This is a genomic window from Streptomyces sp. NPDC006309 (assembly GCF_040613095.1).
GTDB lineage: Bacteria > Actinomycetota > Actinomycetes > Streptomycetales > Streptomycetaceae > Streptomyces.
On record NZ_JBEXRO010000004.1, the window covers coordinates 278,211 to 301,478 of the forward strand.

17 protein-coding genes and 1 riboswitch are annotated in these 23,268 nt (G+C 73.9%); of the genes, 8 read left to right on the forward strand and 9 right to left on the reverse strand.

The features are described from left to right. Positions 1-434: 434 nt before the first annotated feature. Positions 435-2,927, reverse strand: a complete 2,493-nt coding sequence (locus ABZ117_RS08315; RefSeq protein ID WP_356818593.1) for a DUF5682 family protein — start codon at positions 2,925-2,927, stop codon at positions 435-437. Then, positions 2,924-4,063 carry an AAA family ATPase gene (locus ABZ117_RS08320; protein ID WP_356818594.1) on the reverse strand — a complete coding sequence of 380 codons (1,140 nt, stop codon included), beginning with the start codon at positions 4,061-4,063 and terminating at the stop codon, positions 2,924-2,926. Before ABZ117_RS08320 ends, ABZ117_RS08315 begins: the two co-directional genes overlap by 4 nt. Before the next feature lie 132 nt (positions 4,064-4,195). Here ABZ117_RS08320 and ABZ117_RS08325 point away from each other — a divergent pair, with 132 nt between their 5' ends. Then, on the forward strand, positions 4,196-5,551 hold the full coding sequence (locus ABZ117_RS08325; protein WP_356818596.1) for an SWIM zinc finger family protein: 1,356 nt from the start codon (positions 4,196-4,198) through the stop codon (positions 5,549-5,551). A 634-nt stretch (positions 5,552-6,185) separates the two neighbouring features. Beyond that, positions 6,186-7,907: a DUF5691 domain-containing protein gene (locus ABZ117_RS08330; RefSeq protein WP_356818830.1), complete on the forward strand. Its 1,722-nt coding sequence runs from the start codon at positions 6,186-6,188 to the stop codon at positions 7,905-7,907. On the opposite strand, the gene ABZ117_RS08335 is transcribed toward ABZ117_RS08330, so the two are convergent. Continuing rightward, on the reverse strand, positions 7,883-8,305 hold the full coding sequence (locus ABZ117_RS08335; protein WP_356818597.1) for a cobalamin B12-binding domain-containing protein: 423 nt from the start codon (positions 8,303-8,305) through the stop codon (positions 7,883-7,885). The two genes, ABZ117_RS08330 and ABZ117_RS08335, sit on opposite strands and share 25 nt — an antisense overlap. Positions 8,306-8,528: 223 nt before the next feature. Between ABZ117_RS08335 and ABZ117_RS08340 the strand changes: the two genes are divergently transcribed. Both ABZ117_RS08340 and ABZ117_RS08345 read left to right on the forward strand, forming a co-directional pair. Next, a complete protein-coding gene (locus tag ABZ117_RS08340; protein WP_356818598.1) occupies positions 8,529-9,380 on the forward strand; it encodes an alpha/beta fold hydrolase in 852 nt (283 codons plus the stop codon). A 233-nt stretch (positions 9,381-9,613) separates the two neighbouring features. Continuing rightward, complete coding sequence (locus tag ABZ117_RS08345; protein WP_356818600.1) at positions 9,614-11,131, forward strand: M23 family metallopeptidase; 1,518 nt, start codon at positions 9,614-9,616, stop codon at positions 11,129-11,131. A 42-nt stretch (positions 11,132-11,173) separates the two neighbouring features. On the opposite strand, the gene pcrA is transcribed toward ABZ117_RS08345, so the two are convergent. Continuing rightward, positions 11,174-13,663 (reverse strand): DNA helicase PcrA, encoded by a 2,490-nt coding sequence (pcrA, locus tag ABZ117_RS08350; protein ID WP_356818602.1) that lies wholly within the window; start codon positions 13,661-13,663, stop codon positions 11,174-11,176. Positions 13,664-13,904: 241 nt separating this feature from the next. Beyond that, a riboswitch (cyclic di-AMP (ydaO/yuaA leader) is annotated at positions 13,905-14,073 on the forward strand. An 8-nt stretch (positions 14,074-14,081) separates the two neighbouring features. Here pcrA and ABZ117_RS08355 point away from each other — a divergent pair. Then, entirely contained in the window at positions 14,082-15,173 is a 1,092-nt protein-coding gene (locus tag ABZ117_RS08355) for a C40 family peptidase (protein WP_356818604.1), read from the forward strand. Between the two features lie 86 nt (positions 15,174-15,259). Here ABZ117_RS08355 and ABZ117_RS08360 read toward each other — a convergent pair whose 3' ends face one another. Next, entirely contained in the window at positions 15,260-15,613 is a 354-nt protein-coding gene (locus tag ABZ117_RS08360; protein WP_356818606.1) for a hypothetical protein, read from the reverse strand. 430 nt (positions 15,614-16,043) lie between these two features. Here ABZ117_RS08360 and ABZ117_RS08365 point away from each other — a divergent pair, with 430 nt between their 5' ends. Beyond that, positions 16,044-17,096: an NlpC/P60 family protein gene (locus tag ABZ117_RS08365; RefSeq protein WP_356818832.1), complete on the forward strand. Its 1,053-nt coding sequence runs from the start codon at positions 16,044-16,046 to the stop codon at positions 17,094-17,096. Positions 17,097-17,181: 85 nt separating this feature from the next. Here the strand turns inward: ABZ117_RS08365 and ABZ117_RS08370 are convergent, their stop codons facing one another. Continuing rightward, entirely contained in the window at positions 17,182-17,928 is a 747-nt protein-coding gene (locus ABZ117_RS08370) for a response regulator transcription factor (protein ID WP_356818608.1), read from the reverse strand. After that, entirely contained in the window at positions 17,925-19,214 is a 1,290-nt protein-coding gene (locus ABZ117_RS08375) for a PspC domain-containing protein (RefSeq protein ID WP_356818610.1), read from the reverse strand. The genes ABZ117_RS08370 and ABZ117_RS08375 overlap by 4 nt, the downstream gene beginning before the upstream one ends. 210 nt (positions 19,215-19,424) lie before the next feature. Here ABZ117_RS08375 and ABZ117_RS08380 point away from each other — a divergent pair, with 210 nt between their 5' ends. After that, positions 19,425-20,951 (forward strand): PspC domain-containing protein, encoded by a 1,527-nt coding sequence (locus ABZ117_RS08380; RefSeq protein WP_356818612.1) that lies wholly within the window; start codon positions 19,425-19,427, stop codon positions 20,949-20,951. Next, positions 20,938-21,147, forward strand: a complete 210-nt coding sequence (locus tag ABZ117_RS08385; protein ID WP_356818614.1) for a hypothetical protein — start codon at positions 20,938-20,940, stop codon at positions 21,145-21,147. Before ABZ117_RS08380 ends, ABZ117_RS08385 begins: the two co-directional genes overlap by 14 nt. Here the strand turns inward: ABZ117_RS08385 and ABZ117_RS08390 are convergent. Both ABZ117_RS08390 and ABZ117_RS08395 read right to left on the reverse strand, forming a co-directional pair. Further along, the gene (locus ABZ117_RS08390; protein WP_356818616.1) at positions 21,144-21,671 is read right to left on the reverse strand and encodes a DoxX family membrane protein; all 528 of its coding nucleotides are present in this window, start codon (positions 21,669-21,671) and stop codon (positions 21,144-21,146) included. The two genes, ABZ117_RS08385 and ABZ117_RS08390, sit on opposite strands and share 4 nt — an antisense overlap. Before the next feature lie 138 nt (positions 21,672-21,809). Next, positions 21,810-23,087, reverse strand: a complete 1,278-nt coding sequence (locus ABZ117_RS08395) for a hypothetical protein (protein ID WP_356818618.1) — start codon at positions 23,085-23,087, stop codon at positions 21,810-21,812. Positions 23,088-23,268: the final 181 nt, after the last annotated feature.

Here is a 23,268-nt window from a genome sequence, read left to right on the forward strand (position 1 = left end):
ATGGGGCACGGCCGGACCGGCCGTGGTCGGGTCGGCCGCGGTCAGGTCGGCCGTGGTCGGCTCATTTACGGTCACGGTCACGGTCGGATCGGTCGCCGTCGGATCGGTCGTGGTCGGCTCGGTCACGGCCGGATCAGTCGCTGTCGGATCGGCCACGGTCAGGTCGGTCACGGCCGGATCGGTCACGGCCGTCTCAGTCACCGTCGGATCGGTCGTGGTCGGATCGGTCACGGCCGGCTCGGTCGCCGTCGGGGCGGTCGCCGTCGGATCGGTCGCGGTCGGCTCATTTACGGTCGGATCAGTCGCTGTCGGATCGGCCACGGTCAGGTCGGTCACGGCCGGATCGGTCACGGCCGTCTCAGTCACCGTCGGATCGGTCGTGGTCCGATCGGTCACGGCCGGCTCGGTCGCCGTCGGGTCGGTCGTCCGGTTCGTCATGCGCCCACTCCCGCGAAGCCGGTGGCGTGCGTCGTGTCACGGTCGGTGTCCAGGCCGAGCAGCAGCCGCAGCACCGGCAGCACGGCCTCGGCGCGCCCGGCGTCCGGTTCGGCGGCGAACCCGGGCACCGCGACCGTCCGGGCGGCGGTCCCGCCGCGCCCGCCTCCGCGCCCGTCTGCGGGACCGCGCCGGACCAGTTCGCCGAGGGTTCGGCGCACCCCCGGCTCGTACGCCGCGAACGTACGCCGAAGCAGCGGCAGTACGTCCGTGAAGGCAGCCGCCGGCACCCCGGTCAGCCAGGTGTCCAGCAGCCCGAGCAGCCGCTCGTCGTGCACCAGCAGCAGTCCGCCCCCGCCGCCGGCGAACCCCTCGATCCAGGCGGCGGCAGCGGCGGGCGGCGTGCCGGACGACAGCGCGAGCCCCATCAGCCGGGCAGCCTCCTCCGCCCGCAGCGCCCCGTCGTCGAGCAGCAGCCGCACGGCCCGCCCCCGGATGACACCGGCCGCGGTGTCCCGCAGCGCCAGAGCCCGCAACACGCCCCGCCAGCGATCACGCAACCCGGCATGGTCCCCGGGGTGCTCGCACCCCCCGTCGCCCGCGGGAGCCCGGGTGTCCGGGGCGGGCACACTCTCCGCCAGGAGTGCCACCGCGGTGTGCACGGCGTCCACGTGGCCGCGCATCTCCTCCGCCGCGTCCGCGTCCAGCGCGGCGCAGGCCGGTGGCAGGCCGACGAAGACGCGCTCGGCGAGGGCCGCCGCGACTTCGGCCAGCGCGCCGGTGTCGGTGCCGCGTACGTCGCCGTAGCGCAGGGCGCGGACCAGGGCGGGCAGGGCCTGGGCGAGGTGAGCGACGTCCGTGTCGAGGGCGGCCCGGTCGGCCAGTGCCCGCATGACCACGGGCAGCGCGTCCGGCAGGCCGGCCAGCAGGCACTGTTCGGCGAGCGCGGTGACGTCGGCGAGGGCAGGCGCGGCGGTCGCGTCGGCCTCGGCCCTGGCCCGTGCCGCGGCGAGCACGGTCGTCCCCCACACGCCCGCCTCGGCGACCCGCACCGACAGCTCGGGCTCCCAGCGCAGCCGCCAGGTCTCCCGGAAGGTGCCCGTGCTCCCCCGGGACCGGGCCGGCTCGCCCCAGCCGACGCCGAGCAGCCGCAGCCGGTGCAGCAGCCTGCTGCGGCCCGCGTCGGTGTGCCCGCGCAGGTCCAGCTCCAGCTCGCGCTCCAGCGCCTCGGGCTTGAGCCGCAGCGCGCGCTGCTGCCGGGCCAGGTCGCGCTGGAGCGGCACCGCGGGTGCCGACTCGGGCACCTCGCCCAGGACGTCCCCGACCACCAGCCGGTCGTACACCAGGGACAGCGGCACGTCCGAGCCCTCACACAGCACCGCGCGGACCGCGTCGGTGGTCTCCCCCAGGCCGGGCAACGGGCGCCCCCGCAGTACCGCCAGAGTCTCCGCGAGCCGCACGGCCTCGATGACGTGTGCGGAGGAGACGATCCGGTCCTCCGCGCGCAGCAGCCCCGCCACCTTGGTCAGCCACCGTTCGACCGGCCGGTCGGGGGCGTGGAACAGATGCGCGTACCAGCCGGGTGAGTCGATGCCCGCGCCGTACCCGCCGGCCCGGGCCAGCCGGCGGTGCGTCCACGGCACCCAGGTCAGGTCCGCCTTCACCTTGGGCAGCCCCTTGAGCAGCGCCCGGTCGGCGGTGACGGTGGTCCTCTCACGCAGCGCGGGCACGTGCCAGGCCCCGCACACGACGGCCACGGCGTCCCCCGCCTCCTTGCGGGCGTCGCGCAGCCGCAGCCGCATGTGCGCCTCGCGGACGAGGTCCCTGGGACGTCCGCCGGCGCCGTACCGTTCGCGCAGCACGCCCATGGCCTCCGCCACCGCGGCGAACGGCGCGAAGGGGTCCCGGCCGCCCGGCCCCCGGTGCTCGACGACGTCCTCCCACCAGCGTTCCGGATCGTCGTACCCGGCGGACTCGGCGAGCACGGCGAGGGGATCGACGCGGACCTGGTCGCCGCCGGCGGCGAGAGCGGACGCGGGAGCGTCGTCCCCGGCGGCGGAGGCGGACGCTGGACCGTCCGTCCCGCCCGCCGGTCCCTCCTCGCCCTCCGTGCCCCTCCCGCCGCCCTCGTCCGCCTCCTGCCACGCGAGCGTGTGCGTGGCGGGCAGGTCGATGAAGCGGGCCGGGACGTCGTGTTCGACGGCCCAGCGGATGGCCACCCACTCGGGACTGAACTCGGCGAACGGCCAGAAGGCCGAACGGCCGGGTTCGTCCACGGCGTGGGCGAGCAGGGCGACCGGGGGCCGCAGCCCCGGGTCGGCGGCCAGCGGGATCAGCGCGTCGGCCTCGGGCGGGCCCTCGATCAGGACGACGCCGGGCCGGGCGGCGTCCAGCGCGGTCCGCACCGCCCGCGCGGAGCCGGGCCCGTGGTGCCGCACGCCGAGCAGCAGGGGCCCGGAGTCGTACGCCGGGCCCGCGCCGGTGCCGGTCATGCGCTCACCTCCCGGCAGGCGCGGTAGAAGTCCGTCCAGCCGTCGCGCTCGCGGACCACCGTCTCCAGGTACTCCTGCCAGATCACCCGGTCGGCCGCGGGGTCGCGGACGACGGCACCGAGGATGCCGGCGGCGATGTCACCCGGGCGCAGCACGCCGTCACCGAAGTGGGTGGCGAGCGCGAGGCCGTTGGTGACGACGGAGATCGCCTCCGCCGTGGACAGCGTGCCGCTGGGTGACTTCACTCTGGTGCGGCCGTCGGCGGTGACGCCGTCGCGCAGCTCCCGGAAGACGGTCACGACCCGCCGGATCTCGTCGATGCCGTCGGGCGCGGCCGGCAGCTCCAGGGAGCGGCCGAGCTGCTCCACCCGGCGGGTGACGATGTCGACCTCGGCGTCGGCGCTCTCCGGCAGCGGCAGCACCACGGTGTTGAAGCGGCGGCGCAGCGCGCTGGAGAGCTCGTTGACACCGCGGTCACGGTCGTTGGCGGTGGCGATGAGGTTGAAGCCGCGGACCGCCTGGACCTCCTCGCCCAGCTCGGGGACGGGCAGGGTCTTCTCGGACAGGATGGTGATGAGCGTGTCCTGCACATCGGCCGGGATGCGGGTCAGCTCCTCCACGCGGGCGGTCATGCCCTCCGCCATGGCGCGCATCACGGGGCTCGGCACGAGGGCCTCCCGGCTGGGGCCGTGCGCGAGGAGCCGCGCGTAGTTCCAGCCGTAGCGGATCGCCTCCTCCGGGGTGCCGGCCGTGCCCTGCACCAGCAGTGTCGAGTCTCCGCTGACGGCGGCGGCCAGATGTTCCGACACCCAGGTCTTGGCGGTGCCGGGCACACCGAGCAGGAGCAGGGCGCGGTCGGTGGCGAGCGTGGTGACGGCGACCTCGACGATCCGGCGCGGCCCCACGTACTTGGGGGTGATCACCGTGCCGTCCGGCAGTGTGCCGCCGAGCAGGTACGTCGCCACCGCCCACGGCGACAGCTTCCAGCGGGCCGGGCGCGGGCGGTCGTCCTGCGCGGCGAGCGCGGCGAGTTCGGCCGCGAAGGCCTGCTCGGCGTGCGGGCGCAGCACCTGCCCGGTCTCGTCGCGCTCGGATGCGGCGGTCGTCGGTTCCACGGACTCCATGGACACAGACATGGCTGAGGCCCCCTCCAGCTCGGCCGGTTCGGATCTGGTACCCACCGTGCACCACGCCACTGACAATCGCTGTGACCTGCGCAAACGCTCCCGTCGGGCCGATTGTCAGTGGGGGGACCTACCGTCGGTGACATGACTGAGCAGGGGGTGCGCTGGACCGCGGAGCAGGTGCTGGCACTGGCGCCTGACGCCGCGTCACGCAAGGCGGGGAGCAGACTCGGCGCGGCCGGGCCGTGGTCCGGGGCGGGGAGCGGAGAGGGGTCGGTGTGGGGGCAGTGCAAGGGCAGTGGCAGCAGGCCGTACCGGACGGTGGTGGACCTGGCGGACGTGGCCGGGCCGGCGTACCGGTGCAGCTGTCCGAGCCGTAAGTTCCCGTGCAAGCACGCGCTCGGCCTGCTGCTGCTCTGGGCGGGCGGCGACGACGCGGTGCCGGCCTCCCCACAGCCACCGGACTGGGCGGAACAGTGGCTCGCGGGCCGGCGCGGACGCGAGGCGACGAGGGCGGCCCAGGCCGACGGCGGTGCGCCGGCCGGGTCAGCCGGTCCGGAGGCGGCCCGCCGGCGGGCCGAGCGCCGGGCCGAGCGGGTCACGGCGGGCGCGACGGAACTTGAACAGCGTCTGACGGACCTGCTGCGCGGCGGCCTGGCCACGGCCGAACAGGCGGGGTACGGGCTGTGGGAGGAGACGGCGGCCCGCATGGTCGACGCTCAGGCCCCCGGACTGGCCGCACGGGTGCGGGAACTGGGGGCGATACCGGCCTCGGGCGCGGGCTGGCCCGCCCGGCTGCTGGAGGAGTGCGCGCTGCTGCATCTCCTCGGCCAGGGCTGGCTGCGCCGCGACACGCTGCCGGACGCCCTCGCGGCCACGGTCCGCTCCCGGCTCGGCCTGCCCGCCACGCCGGACGGCCCGCCGGTGCGCGACCGCTGGCTGGTCCTCGCCCAGTACGACACGGCCGACGCGAAACTGACGACCCGCCGCATATGGCTGTACGGCGCCGAGTCCGGCCACACCCGGCTGCTGCTGTCCTACGGCGCGGCCGGACGGGCGCCGGAGACGGCGCTGCCGGTCGGGCTCGCCCTGGACGCGGAGCTGTCCGCCTACCCGGGTGCAGGCCGGACCCGGGCAGCCTTGGGCGAACGGTTCGCCGCTCCGGCCCCGGCCGCGTTCCGCCCGCCGGGCGTGACCACCTCGGAGGCGGCGGCCCGGTACGGCGCGGCACTGCGTGACGATCCCTGGCTGGAGTCGGTCCCGGTGACGCTGGGACGGGTGATACCGGTCCCGGACGGCGACCGGTGGCAGCTGGCCGACGCCGACACGGACAGGGCCCTGCCGCTGACCCGGGCCGCCCGCTCCCGCCCCGGCCTGTGGCGGCTGGTCGCCCTCTCCGGCGGCGCCCCCGTCACGGTCTTCGGCGAGTCCGGCCACCGCGGCTTCACCCCGCTCACCGCCTGGCCGGAGGGAACGGGCGACGCGGTGCCCCTGTGCTGACCGCGCGCACGAAACCTCCAGGGACACCCCGCCAGCCGAACGGAACGGAGACACGATGAACGGGACACCGCCCGGCAAGGACACACCGGCCGACAGGGAGACACCGGGCAACCCCGCAACCGGGCCCAGGAGCGAGACCCAGGACACCGGCGGGTGGACCCTGGACGCCGGTACACCGGGTGCCGGCGGGAGCCCGGCCGCCACCGGGTCACCGGGGCACGGAGAGTCCGGGACCGACACTCTCACCCCGCCCGACGGCGCGACACCGGCCGACAGCTCTACCCCGGTCATGTGCGCGACGTCGGGCGACAACAGACCACCGGCCGCCGACCGGACACCGGCCGCCCACCCGAACCCGGCCGACGGCGTCGTGCCGGACAACCACGCCGCGCCGGGCCTCAGCAAGGGGGCCGCCGGCGCCGTAGCGGATAACAGCGCGGGGGCGGGCAGCGCCGTACCGGACAGCCACGCCGCACCGGACAGCAGCACGGGATCGGTCAGCGCCGTAGCGGACAGCCGCGCCGCGCCGGACAGCAGCGCGGGGGCGGCTGGCGCCGTACCGGGCCGCAGCACGGGAATGGTCAATGGCGTACCGGGCAACAGCACGGGGTCGGACAGCGCCGCACCGGACCGCATGACCCCAGCGGATCCTGGCGGCTCCTGGGAGGACCTGGTGACCGCCGCCCTTCTCGGCACCGACCGGCGCGCACCGGCGTACGGCGTGCCCGGGCGCGCCGCGCCGGTCGCGCTGCTGGACGCGGCTGCCGTGGCGGCCGTACGACGGCGGGCCGGACTGCGGCCCGCGCGGGCGGCACGGCGGCCGGAGCGGGCGCCCGCGGATCCGCGGCCCGCCCTGCCCGCGGCGGCGGCCCGCCGGCTCACCACGCTGCTGGCCGACCGTTCCGGCGGGGCAGGCGGCCGGCGGGGCAGCTCGCCGGACCTCATGGAGCTGCTCCCGCAGTGGCTCGCGGCGGCCAACGCGCACGGGTACGCGGCACCCCCGCAGGCGCTGTCCGCGCTGCTGGACGCGGCCCGGGGCCGTACGGACCTGCGGCCGGCGGCGCTGGCGTTCGCGGGACCGCGCGCGCTGTGGCTGGCCCGGCTGAACCCGGACTGGCGCTTCGCCCTGCGCGCGGCCCCCGGCGGCGGCGCCGCCCTGCCCGGTCCACAGGACGCCGGGGCGGTGCGCCGGCTGTGGTCGGAAGGACTGTTCGCCGAGCGCGTGGCGCTGCTGGGCGCCCTGCGCGCCGGTACACCGGCACTCGGACGCGACCTGCTGGCGTCGACGTGGGCGACGGAGCGGGCGGAGGACCGGCTGATGTTCCTCGACTCGCTGCGTACCGGCCTGTCGGAGGCGGACGAGCCGTTCCTGGAGCAGGCGCTGGGCGACCGCAGCCGCAATGTCCGGGCGACCGCGGCGGACCTGCTGTCGGCGCTGCCGGGTTCCGCCCTCGCCGCGCGGATGGCCGCACGGGCCGCGGCATGTGTGGCCCTGGACCGGACGGGGAACTCGCCCGTGATCGTGGTGGAGCCGCCGCCCGAGTGCGACTCCGGCATGGAACGCGACGGTGTGGTGGCCACACCGCCCTCGGGCAGAGGGGAACGATCGTGGTGGCTGGGGCAGCTGGTGGAAGCCGCCCCGCTCGGCACCTGGGCCGGGCGGTTCGGCGGGCGGACGGCCCACGACATCGTGGCGCTGCCGGTGTCGGACGGCTGGCAGGGCGAGCTGCACGCCGCCTGGTGCCGGGCGGCGGTACGGCAGCGGGACGCCGCGTGGTCCCGGGCACTGCTCGGCTCGCCGTCGGCGCCGGAGGCGGGCGGCCCGGGCGCGGTGTCCCTGGCGGAACGGGCGAAGCTGCTGGCAGCGCTGGCCCCGGCGGAGCGGGCCGCGTGGGTGGCCGGGTTCATCGCGACACACGGCTTGTCAGAGGCGTTCCAGCTGCTCGGAGTGTGCGCCGTCCCCTGGGCCGCCCCGCTGGGCCGGGCGGTGGTGGACGCCCTGAACATCGCGCGCGACGCGGGCAGTTACCCGTGGAGTTTCAGCGGGGTGATGGGGCTCGCGGAACGCTGTCTGGATCCGGCGGAGACCGTACGGCTGGAGGCGCTGCTGGCGATACCCGACGAGCGGGAGGACGCCGCGCCGGGGGCCGGCGGGTACTGGGCGGAGGCGTTCCAGCGCCTGGTCACGACGCTGCGGCTACGGGCGGTGATGGCGCAGGAGCTGACACCGGTGCCCGCCGACGCCCCGGCTCGGCCCCTGCGGGCACCCGCTCGGCCGCCACAGGCGCCGGCACCACTGCCCATGCCCGGTCACCCGGCGCAGGCAGCCCCTCAGCCGCCGGACGCGGCCGGCTGACCGGCGTTCTCCCGTACCCACTCCACGATCGACGTCATGGTGGCGCCCGGCGTGAAGATCGCGGCGACGCCCTTCTCCTTCAGCGGCGCGATGTCCTCCTCCGGGATGATGCCGCCCCCGAAGACGAGGATGTCCGCCGCGTCCCGCTCCCTGAGCAGGTCGATGACCGCGGCGAACAGCGTGTTGTGGGCGCCGGAGAGGATGGAGAGACCGATCGCGTCGGCGTCCTCCTGGATGGCGGTGTCGACGATCTGTTCCGGGGTCTGGTGGAGCCCGGTGTAGATGACCTCCATACCGGCGTCGCGCAACGCGCGCGCGATGACCTTGGCCCCACGGTCGTGGCCGTCGAGCCCCGGCTTGGCGACCACCACGCGGATCGGACCGGCTGCCACACCCATCACTGCCTCCATCAAGCGACCACGGAAGCGATCGCTTCCGTCCGTACCGACAAGTACCGCACTTTTGGCGCGTCCCGCCATTGTCGCGAAGTGAACGAACGTTATCCACAGCATCCCGCACCCCGCGGTTTTACGGCGCGCAGGGAGGGGGAAATCACATGGTGGGACATGAGGGCACACGGGGGATCGAGCCGACTCCCGGCGTGCCGACAGGAGGTCGGCCATGAAGGTCACCGGGGTACTGCCACTCTTCCTCCCGGTCTGCCGCCGCCTGTGGCCCGGCAGACTGACCGGACTGTCCATGGCGCTGCTCAAGGCGACCGCCCTCGAGGCGGCGATCCTCGCCGGGCATCTCCTGCTGTATCCGACGGGCCTCGCCCAGGAGCGCCGCTCGGCGGCCCTGGCCGCGGCGGAGGGCGCCACCCGGCTGCCGGCCCACCCCGGTACCCCGGTCGTGCTGCTGCACGGCTTCATCGACAACCGCTCGGTGTTCGTGCTGCTGCGCCGCACCCTCGCCCAGCACGGCAGACAGCGCGTCGAGTCGCTGAACTACTCCCCGCTGACCTGTGACATACGGGCGGCGGCCGATCTGCTCGGCCGGCACATCGAGGAGATCTGCGAGCGCACCGGCAGCGCCCGGGTCGACATCGTGGGACACAGCCTCGGTGGTCTGATCGCCCGCTACTACGTCCAGTGCCTGGGCGGCGACCTGCGCGTACGGACGCTGGTCACGCTCGGGACGCCGCACTCCGGGACCAAGGTGGCGCCGCTGGCCGACGCCCATCCGATCGTGCGGCAGATGCGGCCCGGATCCCCGGTGATCAAGGAGCTGGCCCGGCCCGCGCCCGGCTGCCGTACGCGCTTCGTGAGCTTCTGGAGCGACCTGGACTCCATGATGGACCCGCTGGAGACGGCCTGCCTGGAGCATTCCGATCTGGACGCGCGCAATGTCCGGGTGACCGGCATCGGCCATCTCGCCCTGCCCGTGCACCCTGCCGTGGCCGCCGGGATACGCGAGGTCCTCGACGCTCCGCACCCCGGTGAGCGGGTCGGCGAGGGTCTGACCGTGGCCTGAGACCAGCCTCGCCCGGGAAGGCGCGGATCCGCGCACAGCTGACTCAGAGTCACTACACATCGAACAGTCTTCGAACGAAAAGCCAAAGTCGCGTTCCGCCTCCCCCGAAACACGTCCGAATGCCCGTTTCCGGCCCACGGGAAACAAGCCGAAGATTGTCGTGCCCGCATACCGCCGGGTACAGTCGCCGCACTGCTCTGGCAGCCCCTGTTGTCGAGGCGAAAGAGAAGTTGGTGAACGATCGTCACCCGTCGGGGACCATGACCACCCCGGCCCCGGCTTCCGACGCCTCCCCCGCGCACTACCCGCCGTACGGGGCACAGGAAGCCCCCTACGACGACCTCACCACCTACGGTGGCTATGACGCCACCGGTTTCACGAGTGGTTCCGCGGGCACCACGGCCTTCGACACCGACCCGCTCTTCGGCAGTTTTCCGGGCGGCGAGCAGACCACCGGCGCGTACGACACGGCCCAGTGGCAGCCGGGCAGCGGCCAGTCCTCCGACTACGACCCGTGCGCGGCCCCGCCCCATGCCGGTTACGACTCCGGCGGCTACGACACGTCCGGTTGGGCGGTCCCCGCGCAGGCCACCGGCAACGACGTCAGCGGCCAGTGGGACACCGGCGCCTGGCTCCCGTCCGACCGGCCCGGCGGCGCCGACCCCACCCAGCAGTGGGAGTGGGGCACCCAGACCTTCGACACGGGCGCGTACGACGCCACGCAGTGGAACTCCGCGGGGCAGCAGGCCGGGACGGCGGAGCCCGAGCAGGGTGGCGAGCCGTTCGACCAGCAGGCCACCGCCACGTTCGAGGCGGTCGGCGACGCGCGGGCCGCGGCCTTCGAGCAGGCGCCGTACGAGGACACGCCGTACGAGGACACCGCCTGCGACGAACAGCCTCCCGGCGAGGGCGAGCCGGACTCCACCGGTGAACTGCCCGCCGTGACCGGACTGCTGGACGGCCAGGAGGAGACCGGCCCGGAGCCGGAGACCCGCGCGGGCTCACGCGGCGCGGCGCGCTCCCGGCGCCGTACGCCCGCCAAGCGCTCGGCGCTGCTGACCGTCGCCGTGCCCTCGGCCTGCGTGATGGGAGTCGCCGGGATCGCCGCAGCCTCGGTCGGCGCGCTCGGCGACAGCTCCGAGGACACCACCGCCTCCGCCCCGGACGTGCAGGTGGTCAAGCCGTCGATCGCCAACAGCAAGCTGGACACCCAGCTCAGGACGCTCTCCGACGGCGCCCACGACTTCGCCGACCGGGCGAGCCGCACCCAGGAGCGGATCGACCTCGTGGCGCAGCAGGCACTGGAGAAGAAGAAGGCCGCCGCTGAGGCCGCACTCAAGGAGCGGCTGCGCCCCAAGTTCGTGCTGCCGGTCACCCAGCGCGGCCTCAGCGCGTACTTCGGCCAGGCGGGCGTCAACTGGATGTCGGTGCACACCGGCATCGACTTCCCCGTCTCGTACGGCACGACGGTGATGGCCGCCACCGACGGCACGGTCACCACGCAGTGGAACAGCGCCTACGGCAACATGCTGATCCTGACGTCGAAGGACGGCACGCAGACCTGGTACTGCCACCTGTCCAGCTACCGCGTCGCCTCCGGTACGACCGTCAAGGCCGGCCAGCCGATCGCCTACTCCGGCAACTCCGGCAACTCCACCGGCCCGCACCTCCACTTCGAGGTGCGTCCGGCGGGCGGGGCGGCCATAGACCCGTTGCCGTGGCTGCGCAGCCACGGACTCGATCCGACGTAGGACCGGCAGGCCCCCGCCGAGCGGCGGGGGCTCTTCTGTGCCCTACAGCTTCTCCACCGGCGCGTACCGCAGCAGCAGCCGCTTCGGCTTGGTGTCCCCGAAGTCGACCGTGGCCTCCGTGTTCGCGCCCGTGCCCTTCACCCCGACGACCGTGCCCAGGCCGAACTGGTCGTGGGTGACCCGGTCGCCGACGGCAAGCGCGACCACCGGCTTCTCTGCCGTGCGCCGCGTGGCGAACCCCGACGCGCCCGACGCCGAGGAGCGCGAGCGGGAGGAGGACAGCGAGGCCGCGATCCCGGACACCGGCCCGGACGACACCGGCGCCGCGGCCCCCGTCCGCTTCCACTCCAGGTGCGCGGCCGGGATCTCCTCCAGGAAGCGGGACGGCGGGTTGTACGACGGCTGGCCCCAGGCGCTGCGCAGCGCCGACCGCGTGAGGTACAGCCGCTCCCGGGCGCGGGTGATGCCGACGTAGGCCAGGCGGCGCTCCTCCTCCAGCTCCTTGGCCTCGCCGAGGGCGCGCATGTGCGGGAAGACGCCGTCCTCCATGCCGGTCAGGAACACGACCGGGAACTCCAGGCCCTTGGCGGTGTGCAGCGTCATCAGCGTGATGACGCCGTCGCCGCCCTCCTCGTCGGGGATCTGGTCGGAGTCGGCGACCAGGGCGACCTGCTCCAGGAAGTCGGCGAGCGTGCCGGCCTCCCCTTCCCCGCGCTCCTGCTCGAACTCGAGCGCCACGGCGGCGAGTTCCTGAAGGTTCTCGATGCGGGTCTCGTCCTGCGGGTCGGTGGAGGCCTGCAACTCGGCCAGATACCCGGTGCGTTCGAGTACCGCTTCGAGGACGGTCGCCGGGCCGGCGCCGGATTCGACGATCGTGCGCAGGTCCTCCATCAGCGTGTTGAACCGCTTCACCGCGTTCGTGGACCGCGCGGCCATGCCGTACGCCTCGTCGACCCGCTTCAGGGCCTGGGGGAAGCTGATCTTCTCGCGCTGGGCGAGGGCGTCGACCATGGCCTCCGCGCGGTCGCCGATACCCCGCTTGGGCACGTTGAGGATGCGGCGCAGCGGCACGGAGTCCTCGGGGTTGGCGAGGACACGCAGGTAGGCCAGGACGTCCCTGACCTCCTTGCGCTCGTAGAAGCGGACGCCGCCGACGACCTTGTACGGCAGGCCGACGCGGATGAAGACCTCTTCGAACACACGGGACTGGGCGTTGGTGCGGTAGAAGACGGCGACGTCCCCGGCGCGTGCCTCGCCCGCGTCGGTGAGCCGGTCTATCTCCTCCGCGACGAACTGAGCCTCGTCGTGCTCGGTGTCGGCGACGTAACCGGTGATCCGGGCGCCGTGGCCGGCGTTGGTCCACAGGTTCTTCGGGCGGCGGGACTCGTTGCGCTCGATGACCGCGTTGGCCGCGGACAGGATCGTCTGCGTGGAGCGGTAGTTCTGCTCCAACAGGATCGTCGTCGCGTTCGGGTAGTCCTCCTCGAACTGGAGGATGTTGCGGATCGTCGCGCCCCGGAAGGCGTAGATCGACTGGTCGGCGTCACCCACGACACACAGTTCGGCCGGCGGCAGGTCGCTGTCGCCGGGCGGTACGTCGGCGTCCTCGGCGGCACGCTCGCCCGTCCCGACCAGCTCGCGCACCAGGGCGTACTGGGCGTGGTTGGTGTCCTGATACTCGTCGACCAGGACGTGCCGGAAGCGGCGGCGGTAGTGGTCGGCGACGTCCGGGAAGGCGCGCAGCAGGTTGACCGTCGTCATGATCAGGTCGTCGAAGTCGAGGGCGTTGGCCTCGCGCAGCCGCGACTGGTAGAGCGCGTACGCCTGGGCGAGGGTCTTCTCGAAACCGTCGGCGGCCTGGGCGGCGAAGTCCTCCTCGTCGATCAGCTCGTTCTTCAGATTGCTGATCTTGGCGCTGAAGGACTTGGGCGGGTAGCGCTTGGGGTCGAGTTCCAGATCACGGCAGACCAGGGCCATCAGGCGCTTGCTGTCGGCCGCGTCGTAGATCGAGAACGACGAGGTGAAACCGAGCTTTTTCGACTCGCGGCGGAGGATGCGCACACACGCGCTGTGGAAGGTCATCACCCACATCGCGTTGGCGCGCGGGCCGACGAGCTGCTCGACGCGCTCCTTCATCTCGCCGGCGGCCTTGTTGGTGAAGGTGATCGCGAGGATCTGACCCGGGTGGACGCTCCGCTCGGCGAGCAGGTGGGCGATGCGGTGGGTGAGCACACGGGTCTTGCCGGAACCGGCGCCGGCGACGATGAGCAGCGGGGAGCCGGCGTGCACGACCGCGGCGCGCTGGTTCTCGTTCAGCCCCTCCAGGAGCGCCGCCGCGTCGATCACGGGGCGCGGGGCGCCGTCGCGGTAGTGGGAGTCCCGGTCCGGCGGCACGTCGAACTTCCCGCCGAACAGATCGTCCGGAAGGGGCTCCGGAGCGTGGTCGTGCTCGGGCGGCGGCGGGAGCTCCTCGTCGTGCCCACGCGGGGGCTGGAGGTCCGCCAGGAAGCTGTCGTCAAAGAGGCTGCTCATCGCTCTCCGAGTCTAGGGCGCCCCACCGACAACCGGTCACCGTCCCGCAAGCCGATCTTCGCCACGCGGGTGCCCCGCGACCCCTCACGCACCGGAAGCACCTGGTCACGTCCGCGTGAACCCGCCCCGAGGTCACGGAAATGTATCGGACATACTGCGCACCAACCTTCACAGAAGCCACACGAGTTGGCTAGGTTGCCGTCAGGCCGCACGACCCCCCTCCGGCGAACGTCGCCGGGCCGCGCGGCCTCCGCCGAGTCCGGCGTGCCCCCTGCGCGGCACCCGGAGCCGGGGACCCACCGAATCCCGGGGTGAATCGGCCGACTCCCGCCCGGGACGACGCCGTAGGGCAACCCTTCCGTCCGCCCGAACCCGACAGCTAACCCGGTAGGCGGCAGCTAGGAAGGAGTCGCCTCCCTTGGCGTCGCACCGCAAGCCGCGCCCCGGCGGAACGCCCGGAGCGGGCATCCGCACCCCCGCTCTCGCCACCGCCGCCCTCACCTCCCTCGCCGTGTTCTCCCAGACCGCGGAGGCCGCTCCCGAGGCCGGTCACGGCAGGCCGAGCCCGGAGGAGGTCGAGCGGAAGATCGACGACCTCTACCGCCGGGCGGACTCCGCGACCGGGACGGCCGCAGCGGCCCAGGAACCGGCTGGCGTCCCACGGCGGCAGGCCGACAGCCTCCAGCGGCTCCGTGACGAGGTCGCCCGGCGCGCGGCCCGGGCCCGTGCCGTCCCGGCCCCCCGCGGCACCGCCTCCGCCCTGGACACGGCCGTCCTGCCGCCCACGCGGGGCGGGGACAGTGCCGCGGGGGCCAGGGGGAGAATCGGCGCCGCGGCAGCGGGCCGCGATGTCGCAGCACCCCGGTGGAGCGGGGGCGTCGTAGCGCCGGTCCCCGGAGGCGACGTCACCACACTCGCACCGGTGGCACCGGCACCACCGGTCAGGGACGCGGTCCTACCGGGCCGGGAGGTGGCCGTCGTGCCGCCCGCGGACTCCGTCGTACCGCCCGGGAACAGCCGGCCGGAGATCGCCGCTCGAGCCGTGCGGGACCCGAAGGCGGTGAAGACCGCCGTTCAGCGAAAGCTCGCCCATGCGCGCGTGCTGCTCGCACAGCGGACCGCCCAGGGGTCCGCGCCGTCCGGCACGGACGCGGCCAAGGCCGGGAAGGCCGTCGCCTTCGCCCGGGCCCAGCTCGGCAAGCCCTGCGTGTGGGGTGCCGCCGGCCCCGGCTCCTACGACTGCTCGGGCCTGACCCAGGCCGCCTGGAAGTCCGCCGGCGTCACCCTGCCGCGTACCGCCCGTGACCAGGCCGCCGCCGGCACCACGGTGCCGCCGGCCGACGCCCGCCCCGGCGACCTCGTCTTCTTCCACGACGACCGCCGCCACGTCGGGCTCTGCACGGGCGACGGCATGATGATCCACGCGCCCAGACCGGGCGCGTACGTCCGTGAGGAACCGATCTCCTCCGTCGGCGGGTCGGCCGTCCACAGCGTGGTGCGACCGGGCTGACGTCCCGGGCCGGCCCTGGCCGGCCCACCGGCCGGCGCGGCCAATGCGGACGGCGCGGCCAATGCGGACGGCCCACCGGCCGGCGATCAGGTCCAGAGCACGGCGATGAAGATGTTCGCCGTGGTCAGCAGGCCGACGAGCGCGAACTGGCCCTTGTCGATCCGCTCCTCGTCGCGTTTGACGTAGACCAGCCCGAGGATCACGATCAGCAGGGCCAGCTTCACGCCGATCTTCACGGTGTTGATGTGGTGGTCGTCGGCCTGGTTGAGGCCGACCAGCGCCACCCCGGTGACCAGCATGGTCAGCGCGCCGTGCAGCATTCCGGGCACGAACCGGGCCGTGCCCCGGCCCATCGCCTTCATCTGGGTGAGGAAACCGCCGAGCAGCGCGGCGATACCGACGATGTGCAGGCCGACGAAGAGATGGATGAGTACGTCCATGGGGCCGGAGCCTAACCAGGCGTGCCCCGGCCCCCCTTCACCGGCCCCACCGAGCGCTCGTGACGGGGGTCGCGGACACCGGCGGGCGTATATGCGAGCCATAGCACCCCACCCGTCCCGCCCGTCCCACTTCCTGCACTTCGATCATCACGCAGCGTGAACGGAACGACTCCGGCTGGGCAGCGGGATCACATGCGGTCAAATCCCAGCCCGTCGCGGACAGTTCCGCACAGTGCGTTACCAACTCGTCACCGTTCGGCCTAGCGTCCTCCTCCAGGTGACCGGCTCCCCACGCCGCCCGGACCAGGGGCGGCAGTCGGTCACCCGCGCCGAGAAGGACCCGGCGGCGGCCCGTTCCCCCTGTGCGGACCGCCGCCGGGCGCACTGACCGCTCGACATACGAGCCGTACGGAAGGACGTGACGGTCCAGGTGGCAGCGCACCGCAAGCCCCGGCAACGCTCGCTCAGTGGTACGGCCCGCACAGCCGCCACACTCGCCCTGGCGGGCGTGGCCACCGCGACGGGCTTCGACGGGACGGGCCACGCCGAGCCCCAGCCGACGCCCGGGCAGGTGAAGGCCGAGGTGGACCGCCTGTACCGGGAGGCCGAGACCGCCACTGAGAAGTACGACGGGGCGAAGGAGAAGGCGGAGGCGGCCCAAAAACGGATCGCCGGATTCCAGGACCAGGCCGCCCGCAGACAGCAGAGACTCAGCTCGGCCCGCGACGCACTGGGCTCGATCGCGGCGGCGCAGTACCGGGACGGCGGCGTCGACCCGGCCTGGCAGCTGGCCCTCTCCAGCGCCCCCGACCGATATCTGGACGGCGCCGCGTTCGCGGAACGGGCCGGTCACCGGCAGGCCGCCGTGGTGTCCCGGGTCCGCGACCAACTGCGGGAGATCGAGCGGCTGCGCGGTGCCGCGCGTATCGAGCTGTCGTCGCTGCGCGCACGGCAGGCGGAGCTGGACCGGCAGAAGAGGACCGTCACCGGCAAACTGGACGAGGCCCGGCGGCTGCTCGCCCGACTGACGCCCCGCCAGCGGGCCGAGGTCACCGGCGGCACGGGCCGACGCGTCTCCCGGTCGGCCGCGGGCCCGCGGGAGCCGATGCGGGCCGGGCCCTCACCGGCCACCACCGCACGTGCGGCGGCGGCCGTCGCCTACGCCTACGGCAAGCTCGGCAGCCCCTACGTGTGGGGGGCGACCGGTCCGAACGCCTTCGACTGCTCGGGACTGGTGCAGGCCGCCTACCGCTCGGCCGGCGTCTCCCTGCCCCGCACCACCTACGCCCAGATCGATGCGGGCCGACGGGTGTCCCGCTCCGAACTCCAGCCGGGCGACCTGGTGTTCTTCTACTCCGGGATCAGTCACGTCGGCATCTACGTGGGCGACGGCCAGATGATCCACGCCCCGAACCCGTCGGCCCCGGTCCGCCTGGCGCCGGTCGACCAGATGCCGTTCGCGGGGGCGACCCGCGTGGCGTGAGGGTCGTGACCCGGGCTTTCGTGGGGGGTGGAACAAGGTCGCGGTACGGGCAGGCTCCGGGGTGAGGCGGGCGGTGCCGCGGGGGTCAGACCAGCCGGCGGGCGGTCGCCCAGCGGGTCAGCTCATGACGGTTGGACAGCTGGAGCTTGCGCAGGACCGCCGAGACATGGGACTCGACCGTCTTCACTGAGATGAACAGCTGCTTGGCGATCTCCTTGTACGCGTAACCACGGGCGATCAGGCGCAACACCTCGCGCTCGCGCTGGGTGAGGCGGTCCAGGTCCTCGTCCAGCGGCGGGGCGTCGGTGGAGGCGAAGGCGTCCAGGACGAACCCGGCCAGCCGCGGGGAGAAGACGGCGTCGCCCTCCTGTACGCGGAAGACCGAGTCGACCAGGTCGGTGCCGGTGATCGTCTTGGTGACATAGCCGCGGGCGCCACCGCGGATCACACCGATCACGTCCTCCGCCGCGTCCGACACGGACAGCGCCAGGAAGCGGACGGGCCGTTCGGGGTCCGCCATCAGGGCCGCACACCGGCGCAGCACCTCGACCCCGCCGCCGCCCGGCAGGTGGACGTCGAGGAGGACCACCTCGGGCCGGGTCGCGATGATGACCGAGACCGCCTGGTCGACGTCCGCGGCCTCGCCGACCACCTCGACCCCCGTCTCGGCGGTCCGGCCGATCTCGGCCCGCACACCGGTGCGGAACATCCGGTGGTCGTCCACGAGCACCACCCGCACCTGCCGCCCACGCGCACCGCCGTCATCGGACCGCTCGGTCCCTGCCGCCTGTGCCGCCCCCGCCGTGCCGTTCGCCTCGGTCGCGTCGCTCATGACGTCCTCTCCGCCCTCTCCATCTCCAGCTCGACCTCGGTCCCGCCCCCCGGCACCGCCCGCAGCCGGGCCGTACCGCCGTTGCGCTCCATGCGGCCGATGATCGATTCTCTGACGCCCATGCGGTCGGCGGGTATCGAGTCCAGGTCGAAGCCGGGGCCCCGGTCGCGCACGGACACGAAGACCGCCTTTCCCTCGACTTCGGCATACACCTGTACGGCACCGCCGTCGCCACCGTACTTGGCGGCGTTCACCATCGCCTCGCGCGCGGCCTGCATCTGCGCGCCGGTCCTCTCGTCCAGCGGGCAGTCGCCGACGACGACGACCTCGATGGGCACGCCGTGCTTGTCCTCCACCTCGGCGGCGTTGCGCCGCACCGCCTCGGCGATCGTGTCCGGTTCGTCCGTCTCCTCCTTGCCGGTGCCCTCCGGCTTGTACAACCAGGTGCGCAGGTCGCGTTCCTGGGCGCGCGCGAGTCGGCGCACCTCGCTCGCGTTGTCGGCGTTGCGCTGGATCAGGGTGAGGGTGTGCAGCACGGAGTCGTGCACGTGGGCGGCGACCTCCGCACGCTCCTGGGCGCGGATGCGCATCAGGCGTTCCTCGGACAGGTCCTGGGTCATGCGGACCAGATACGGGCCGGCGAGCAGGGTGATGCCCACCAGGACGGCGAGCGCGGCCTGGAGGACCGCGCCGAGGTGGGCGGCCGAGCCCTGGAGGACGAAGACGGCCGAGACACCGGCCGTGACCAGCAGGACACCGGCGGCCGCACGCAGCAGCGTCAGCGTGCGGCGCCGGCGGCCGACCTCGACCCAGCGGGCCCGGCGGGCGTTGTCGGCCTGGCGCCAGACAAGGGCGACACCGGCCGCGACGAGCACGGCGGGCACCAGATACGCCTTGGCCGGGCCGCCCAGGTTGACGCTGCCGACGAAGACCATGGACACGATGACCATGAGGAGCAGTGCGGCGATCTGCCCCCGGTCCGGCTTGCGGGCCACCAGCTTGCGCCGGCCGTCCGCCGAGGTCTCCGTCCCCACCAGCGACGGCTTCTGGCCGCCGACGCCGCCGATGCCGAGCGGGACGAAGAACCAGAACGCCGCGTACAGCAGGGCGCCGAGTCCGTCGGCCATGAACAGGCCGACGAAGACGAGCCGCACCCAGACGACGGGCAGCCCGAGATGCCCGGCGAGGCCCCGCGCCACTCCGCCGAGCCAGCGTCCGTCGCTGCTGCGGTAGAGCTTGCGCGGTGGCCGCGGGTCGTCGAGGGGCGGGCTTGCGGCTTCCGGCATGGCATCGATGGTCACACGGCCGGTGGGGCGGGGCATCAGGGTCGGTCCCCGAGACGCCCCTGATCTTCCGCCGGAGCCGGCCGGGGTGGCGGACCGTCCGGCGGTCGGTGCGGGTCGAACGCCTCCCCGGCCCGTCTCGGGGCCGATTTCAGGGTCGGCCCAGGGTTGTCCCGACTGCCGCCGGGGCGGACGGGCCGTCACCATGGACGCATGACGGATCACGAGCACGCCGCGACGGGTCCGGGACCCGGCTCCGGCCCGCGCCCGGCCCCGGGCACCGGGCCGACGGATGCCGCGCCCGCCGCGACGGGAAAGACAGGAGCGGCCGGCCCCGGCACCCGCACCCGTACTCACACCAGCGCTCGCGTCTCCACCGATACCGCTGACGGCAGCGGCAGCGGCAGCGGCAGCGGCAGCGGCAGCGCGACCGACGAGCGGGAAGCGCGTCAGGACACCACCGCGGTTCCCGAGCGGTTCCGGCGCGACCGCGGACACAAAATGATCGCGGGCGTGTGCGCGGGGCTGGGACGGCAGACCGACATGGATCCGGTGATCTTCCGGATCACCCTGGCCGTGCTGTCTGCGACCGGCGGCCTCGGCCTCATCTTCTACGGCTTCGCCTGGCTTCTGGTGCCGTACGCGGACGAGGAGGAGAACGAACTCCGCAAGCTGTTCACGGGCCGCGTCGACGGCCAGGCGCTGGCCGCCGTGCTGTTCGCGCTGGTCGGCTGCGGGATCTTCCTGACGATGCTGAGAAACGGCGGGGTGCTGGCCTTCGCCGCGGTGCTCTCGCTGCTGCTCACGGGCGCCGGGTACTGGTCACGGCGCCGGGACGCCCCCGACCCCGACCCGCTGGCCGCGCAGGTCGCCGCCGTCGCCCCGCCGGAGGCCCAGGCGCCGCCGGTCATCACCTACCCGTCCTGGTGGCGGGACCCGATCGTCAAGGACGGCACCCATGTCGGTGGCACCGGTTATCTGTGGGGGCCCGGCGACGCCCGGGACCGGGACCTCACCTCGGACCTCGACATCGGCGTCGCCACCCCCTGGACGCATCAGGGGACCGTACGGCCGCCCCGCACCGAGCCCCCGATACCGCCCCAGCGCGGTCCCCGCTGGATCGGTGGCCGGCTGTTCCTGCTGGCCATGCTGGCGGGCGGCCTGGGCGCCGGGATCGGCTGGGGCAGCCATCCGCTGGGCACCAGCCTCCAGACCGGCCTGGCGTGCGCGCTGGCGGTGTTCGGCCTGGGCATCGCGTTCAGCGCGTTCCTGGGCCGGACCGGGGCGGGCACGGTGTTCCTGGCGATCGTCACGGTGGCCCTGCTGGCCGGGGCGGCGGCCCTGCCCCGGGACATCACCGGCCACTGGCGGGAGACGTCCTGGAAGCCGGCCGCCACGGCCCAGCTGCGGTCCGCGTACGACCTCGGCACCGGCCGGGGCACCCTGGATCTGAGCCGGGTGCGTCCGGCCGAGGGGCAGACGGTCACGACGGACGCCCGGGTGGGCGCGGGACAGCTGAAGGTGATCGTGCCGGCGGACGCGACCGTGCGGATGAGCATCGATGTGGGCGTGGGCGACATCCGGTTGCCCGGGGACAGCGGAAAGGACGTGGACGTGAAGCCCGGCAGGCACAAGGACATGACGCTGGCGCCGGCCGACGGTGCCGGGAAGGCGGGCACGCTGGAGCTGACGCTCGGCGTCGGTGTGGGACAGGTGGAGGTCAGCCGTGCTGCGTCATGAGTTCCAGCCCGGGAAGCTGGTCGCCGGACTCTTCCTCACCGCCACCGGTGCCGTGTACGCGGGGGACGCGGGCGGCCTGTGGGACACGCCGTGGTTCGCGGTCGTGCCGCTCGTGGTGGGCGGCCTCTGCCTGGCCGGGATCACGGCCGTCCTGACCCGGGGGATACGCAGACGCGGAGGTGCGGAGGGCGGCTAGCGGTAACCGCCGGCCCGCTCCCGCCGGGCCCGCCAGGCCGCGTCCAGGGAGAGGTACGGGGCGCCGGCGAGGACCAGGGGGAGCCAGGCCATCAGGTAGACGAGGTCGTTGCCGTAGTAGTAGGGGGTGGTCGCCCAGCTCACCGTCAGCCAGAGGCTGAGCGAGATCAGCGCACCGCCGAGCGCGGCCAGCCGCCCGAACAGGCCGAGCAGGGTGCCGATGCCGACGGCCAGCTCGCCGAGGGCGATGGCGTAGCCGAAGCCCACCGGGCTCTTCAGGGCCAGGTCGATCAGGGCCGGGAGGGCGGCGGATCCACGGGCCCCGCTCAGGGTCTCGCCGATCGAGCCGGTGCCGCTGGCGTGGAAGAACGCGCTGTCGGTGAGCTTGTTGAGGCCGGCGTAGACGAAGGTGACCCCGAGGAAGACGCGGAGCGGCAGGAGCGCGTAGTGGGTGGCGGTGTCCCGCCAGGGGCGGGAACCGTTCAGGCGGTTGGTGTACGTGTCCGTCCGCATGCCGTGAGTCATCGCTGCCAGCCGCCTCTCGCCCACCGTGCCACCCCTCGTCCGACGATACGTACGACGAGGGGGGCCCGTTCAATCCTGTCCCGGACGATTCTCCGGATTTCCGGCGTTCGTGCGGACGGCGGGGTGGGTGGGGCCGGCTCACTCCGTCACGTGGACCGGGTACCGGTTGGTCGCCGTGCCGGCTGCGGTCACCACCTGGATGTCCACCGGGCCGGGCTCGACGTCGGCGGGCACGGGCACGGTCAGGGCGGTGTCCGTGGGGTTGCGGAAGCCGCCGGTGACGGGGACCAGGGGGACGTGGACGTCGACCGCTCCGATGCGGACCACCATGCGGGAGAGGTGGTCGGCGGTCTGGGCACCGGGCGGGACGAAACCGGCGCCACGGATCTCGATGTCGTCGCCGGTACGGACGGGTCCGTCGAGGTCGCCGGGTTCGCGGGCGCGGACCACCGAGAGGATCACGGGCCGGCCGCCCTCGGCGTACTTGCCAGCCAGGTAGGTCGCGGCCGAGATGAGCACGACCACGGCCAGGCCCCAGGGCAGGTCGGGCAGCCGGTCGGGGCGGCGGGCCAGCCGTACGGCGGCGAACAGCAGGGCGACGGCGCTGACGGCGACGTACTGGATGTCGGCGAAGGCACCCCGGCCGGAGTCGTCGGTGAGCAGGTCGGCGGCGCGCGGCCGGTGGGCCGGCACCTTCTGGAGGCGCTGGGCGAGGATGCGCAGGCCCACCACCCGGCGGACCAGGACGGCGATGCCGCACACCACGGCGAGGACGGTCAGCAGACCCGCGCCGCGCGCCAGGCCGAGGCCCGAGACCAGGGTGTCGCGCTCGGCCGGATCGGAGGCCGCGGCCAAGCGGGCGGCCAGCAGCAGGACGGCGTATCCGATGAACAGCACCCAGCAGACGGCCACGGTACGGGAGGTGGACATGCGGTTGTCCTCGCCGATCACCGGTGCGAGCGCTCCGCCGCGCGCCCGGTGGAAGAAGCAGGCGGCGGTCAGCGCGACGGCGACGGCGAGTGCGGCCAGCAGAGCGGCGGTGCGGGCGCCGGTCCAGCCCGCGCCGATCGCGGTGAGCGCCTCCGTGAGCAGCAGCGCGGTGACCGCGCCCCACACCGTGTACACGGTCCGCAGCCACAGCCGGGCCAGCCAGGTGGCACCCTCGGCCCGGCCGCGTGCGGCGACGGCCTCGGCCCGCTGGGTCAGTTCCTCGGAGACCCACTGGCGGGACGCCGGGACGGAGTGCGCGACGGCCGCCGGCAGTCCCCGGCCGGCGGCGAACTCGTCGCGCCGGCGCAAGAACGCGGCGACGGCCCGCCGGTGTCCCTCTCCCGCACCGTGCGGGCAGTCCCCGCAGGTGCAGCCGCTGTCGCCGCCCTCAGCACCCGTGTCCCCCCTGGCCTCCTGCACCGCCATGCCCGACGCCCGCCTTCCCCATGACCTGCCGTCATGGCCGCCGGCCGGCGCAGTGCGCGCGACCGCCCGGCAACTGCCCAGTGTTGACAGCGAATTGTGCCCTACATCAGGGCCTTGGGGGCCGCGACTCGGGGGTGCCGCGGGTGAAGCGCGGACCGCCATGTTGACTTGGCTGCGCACA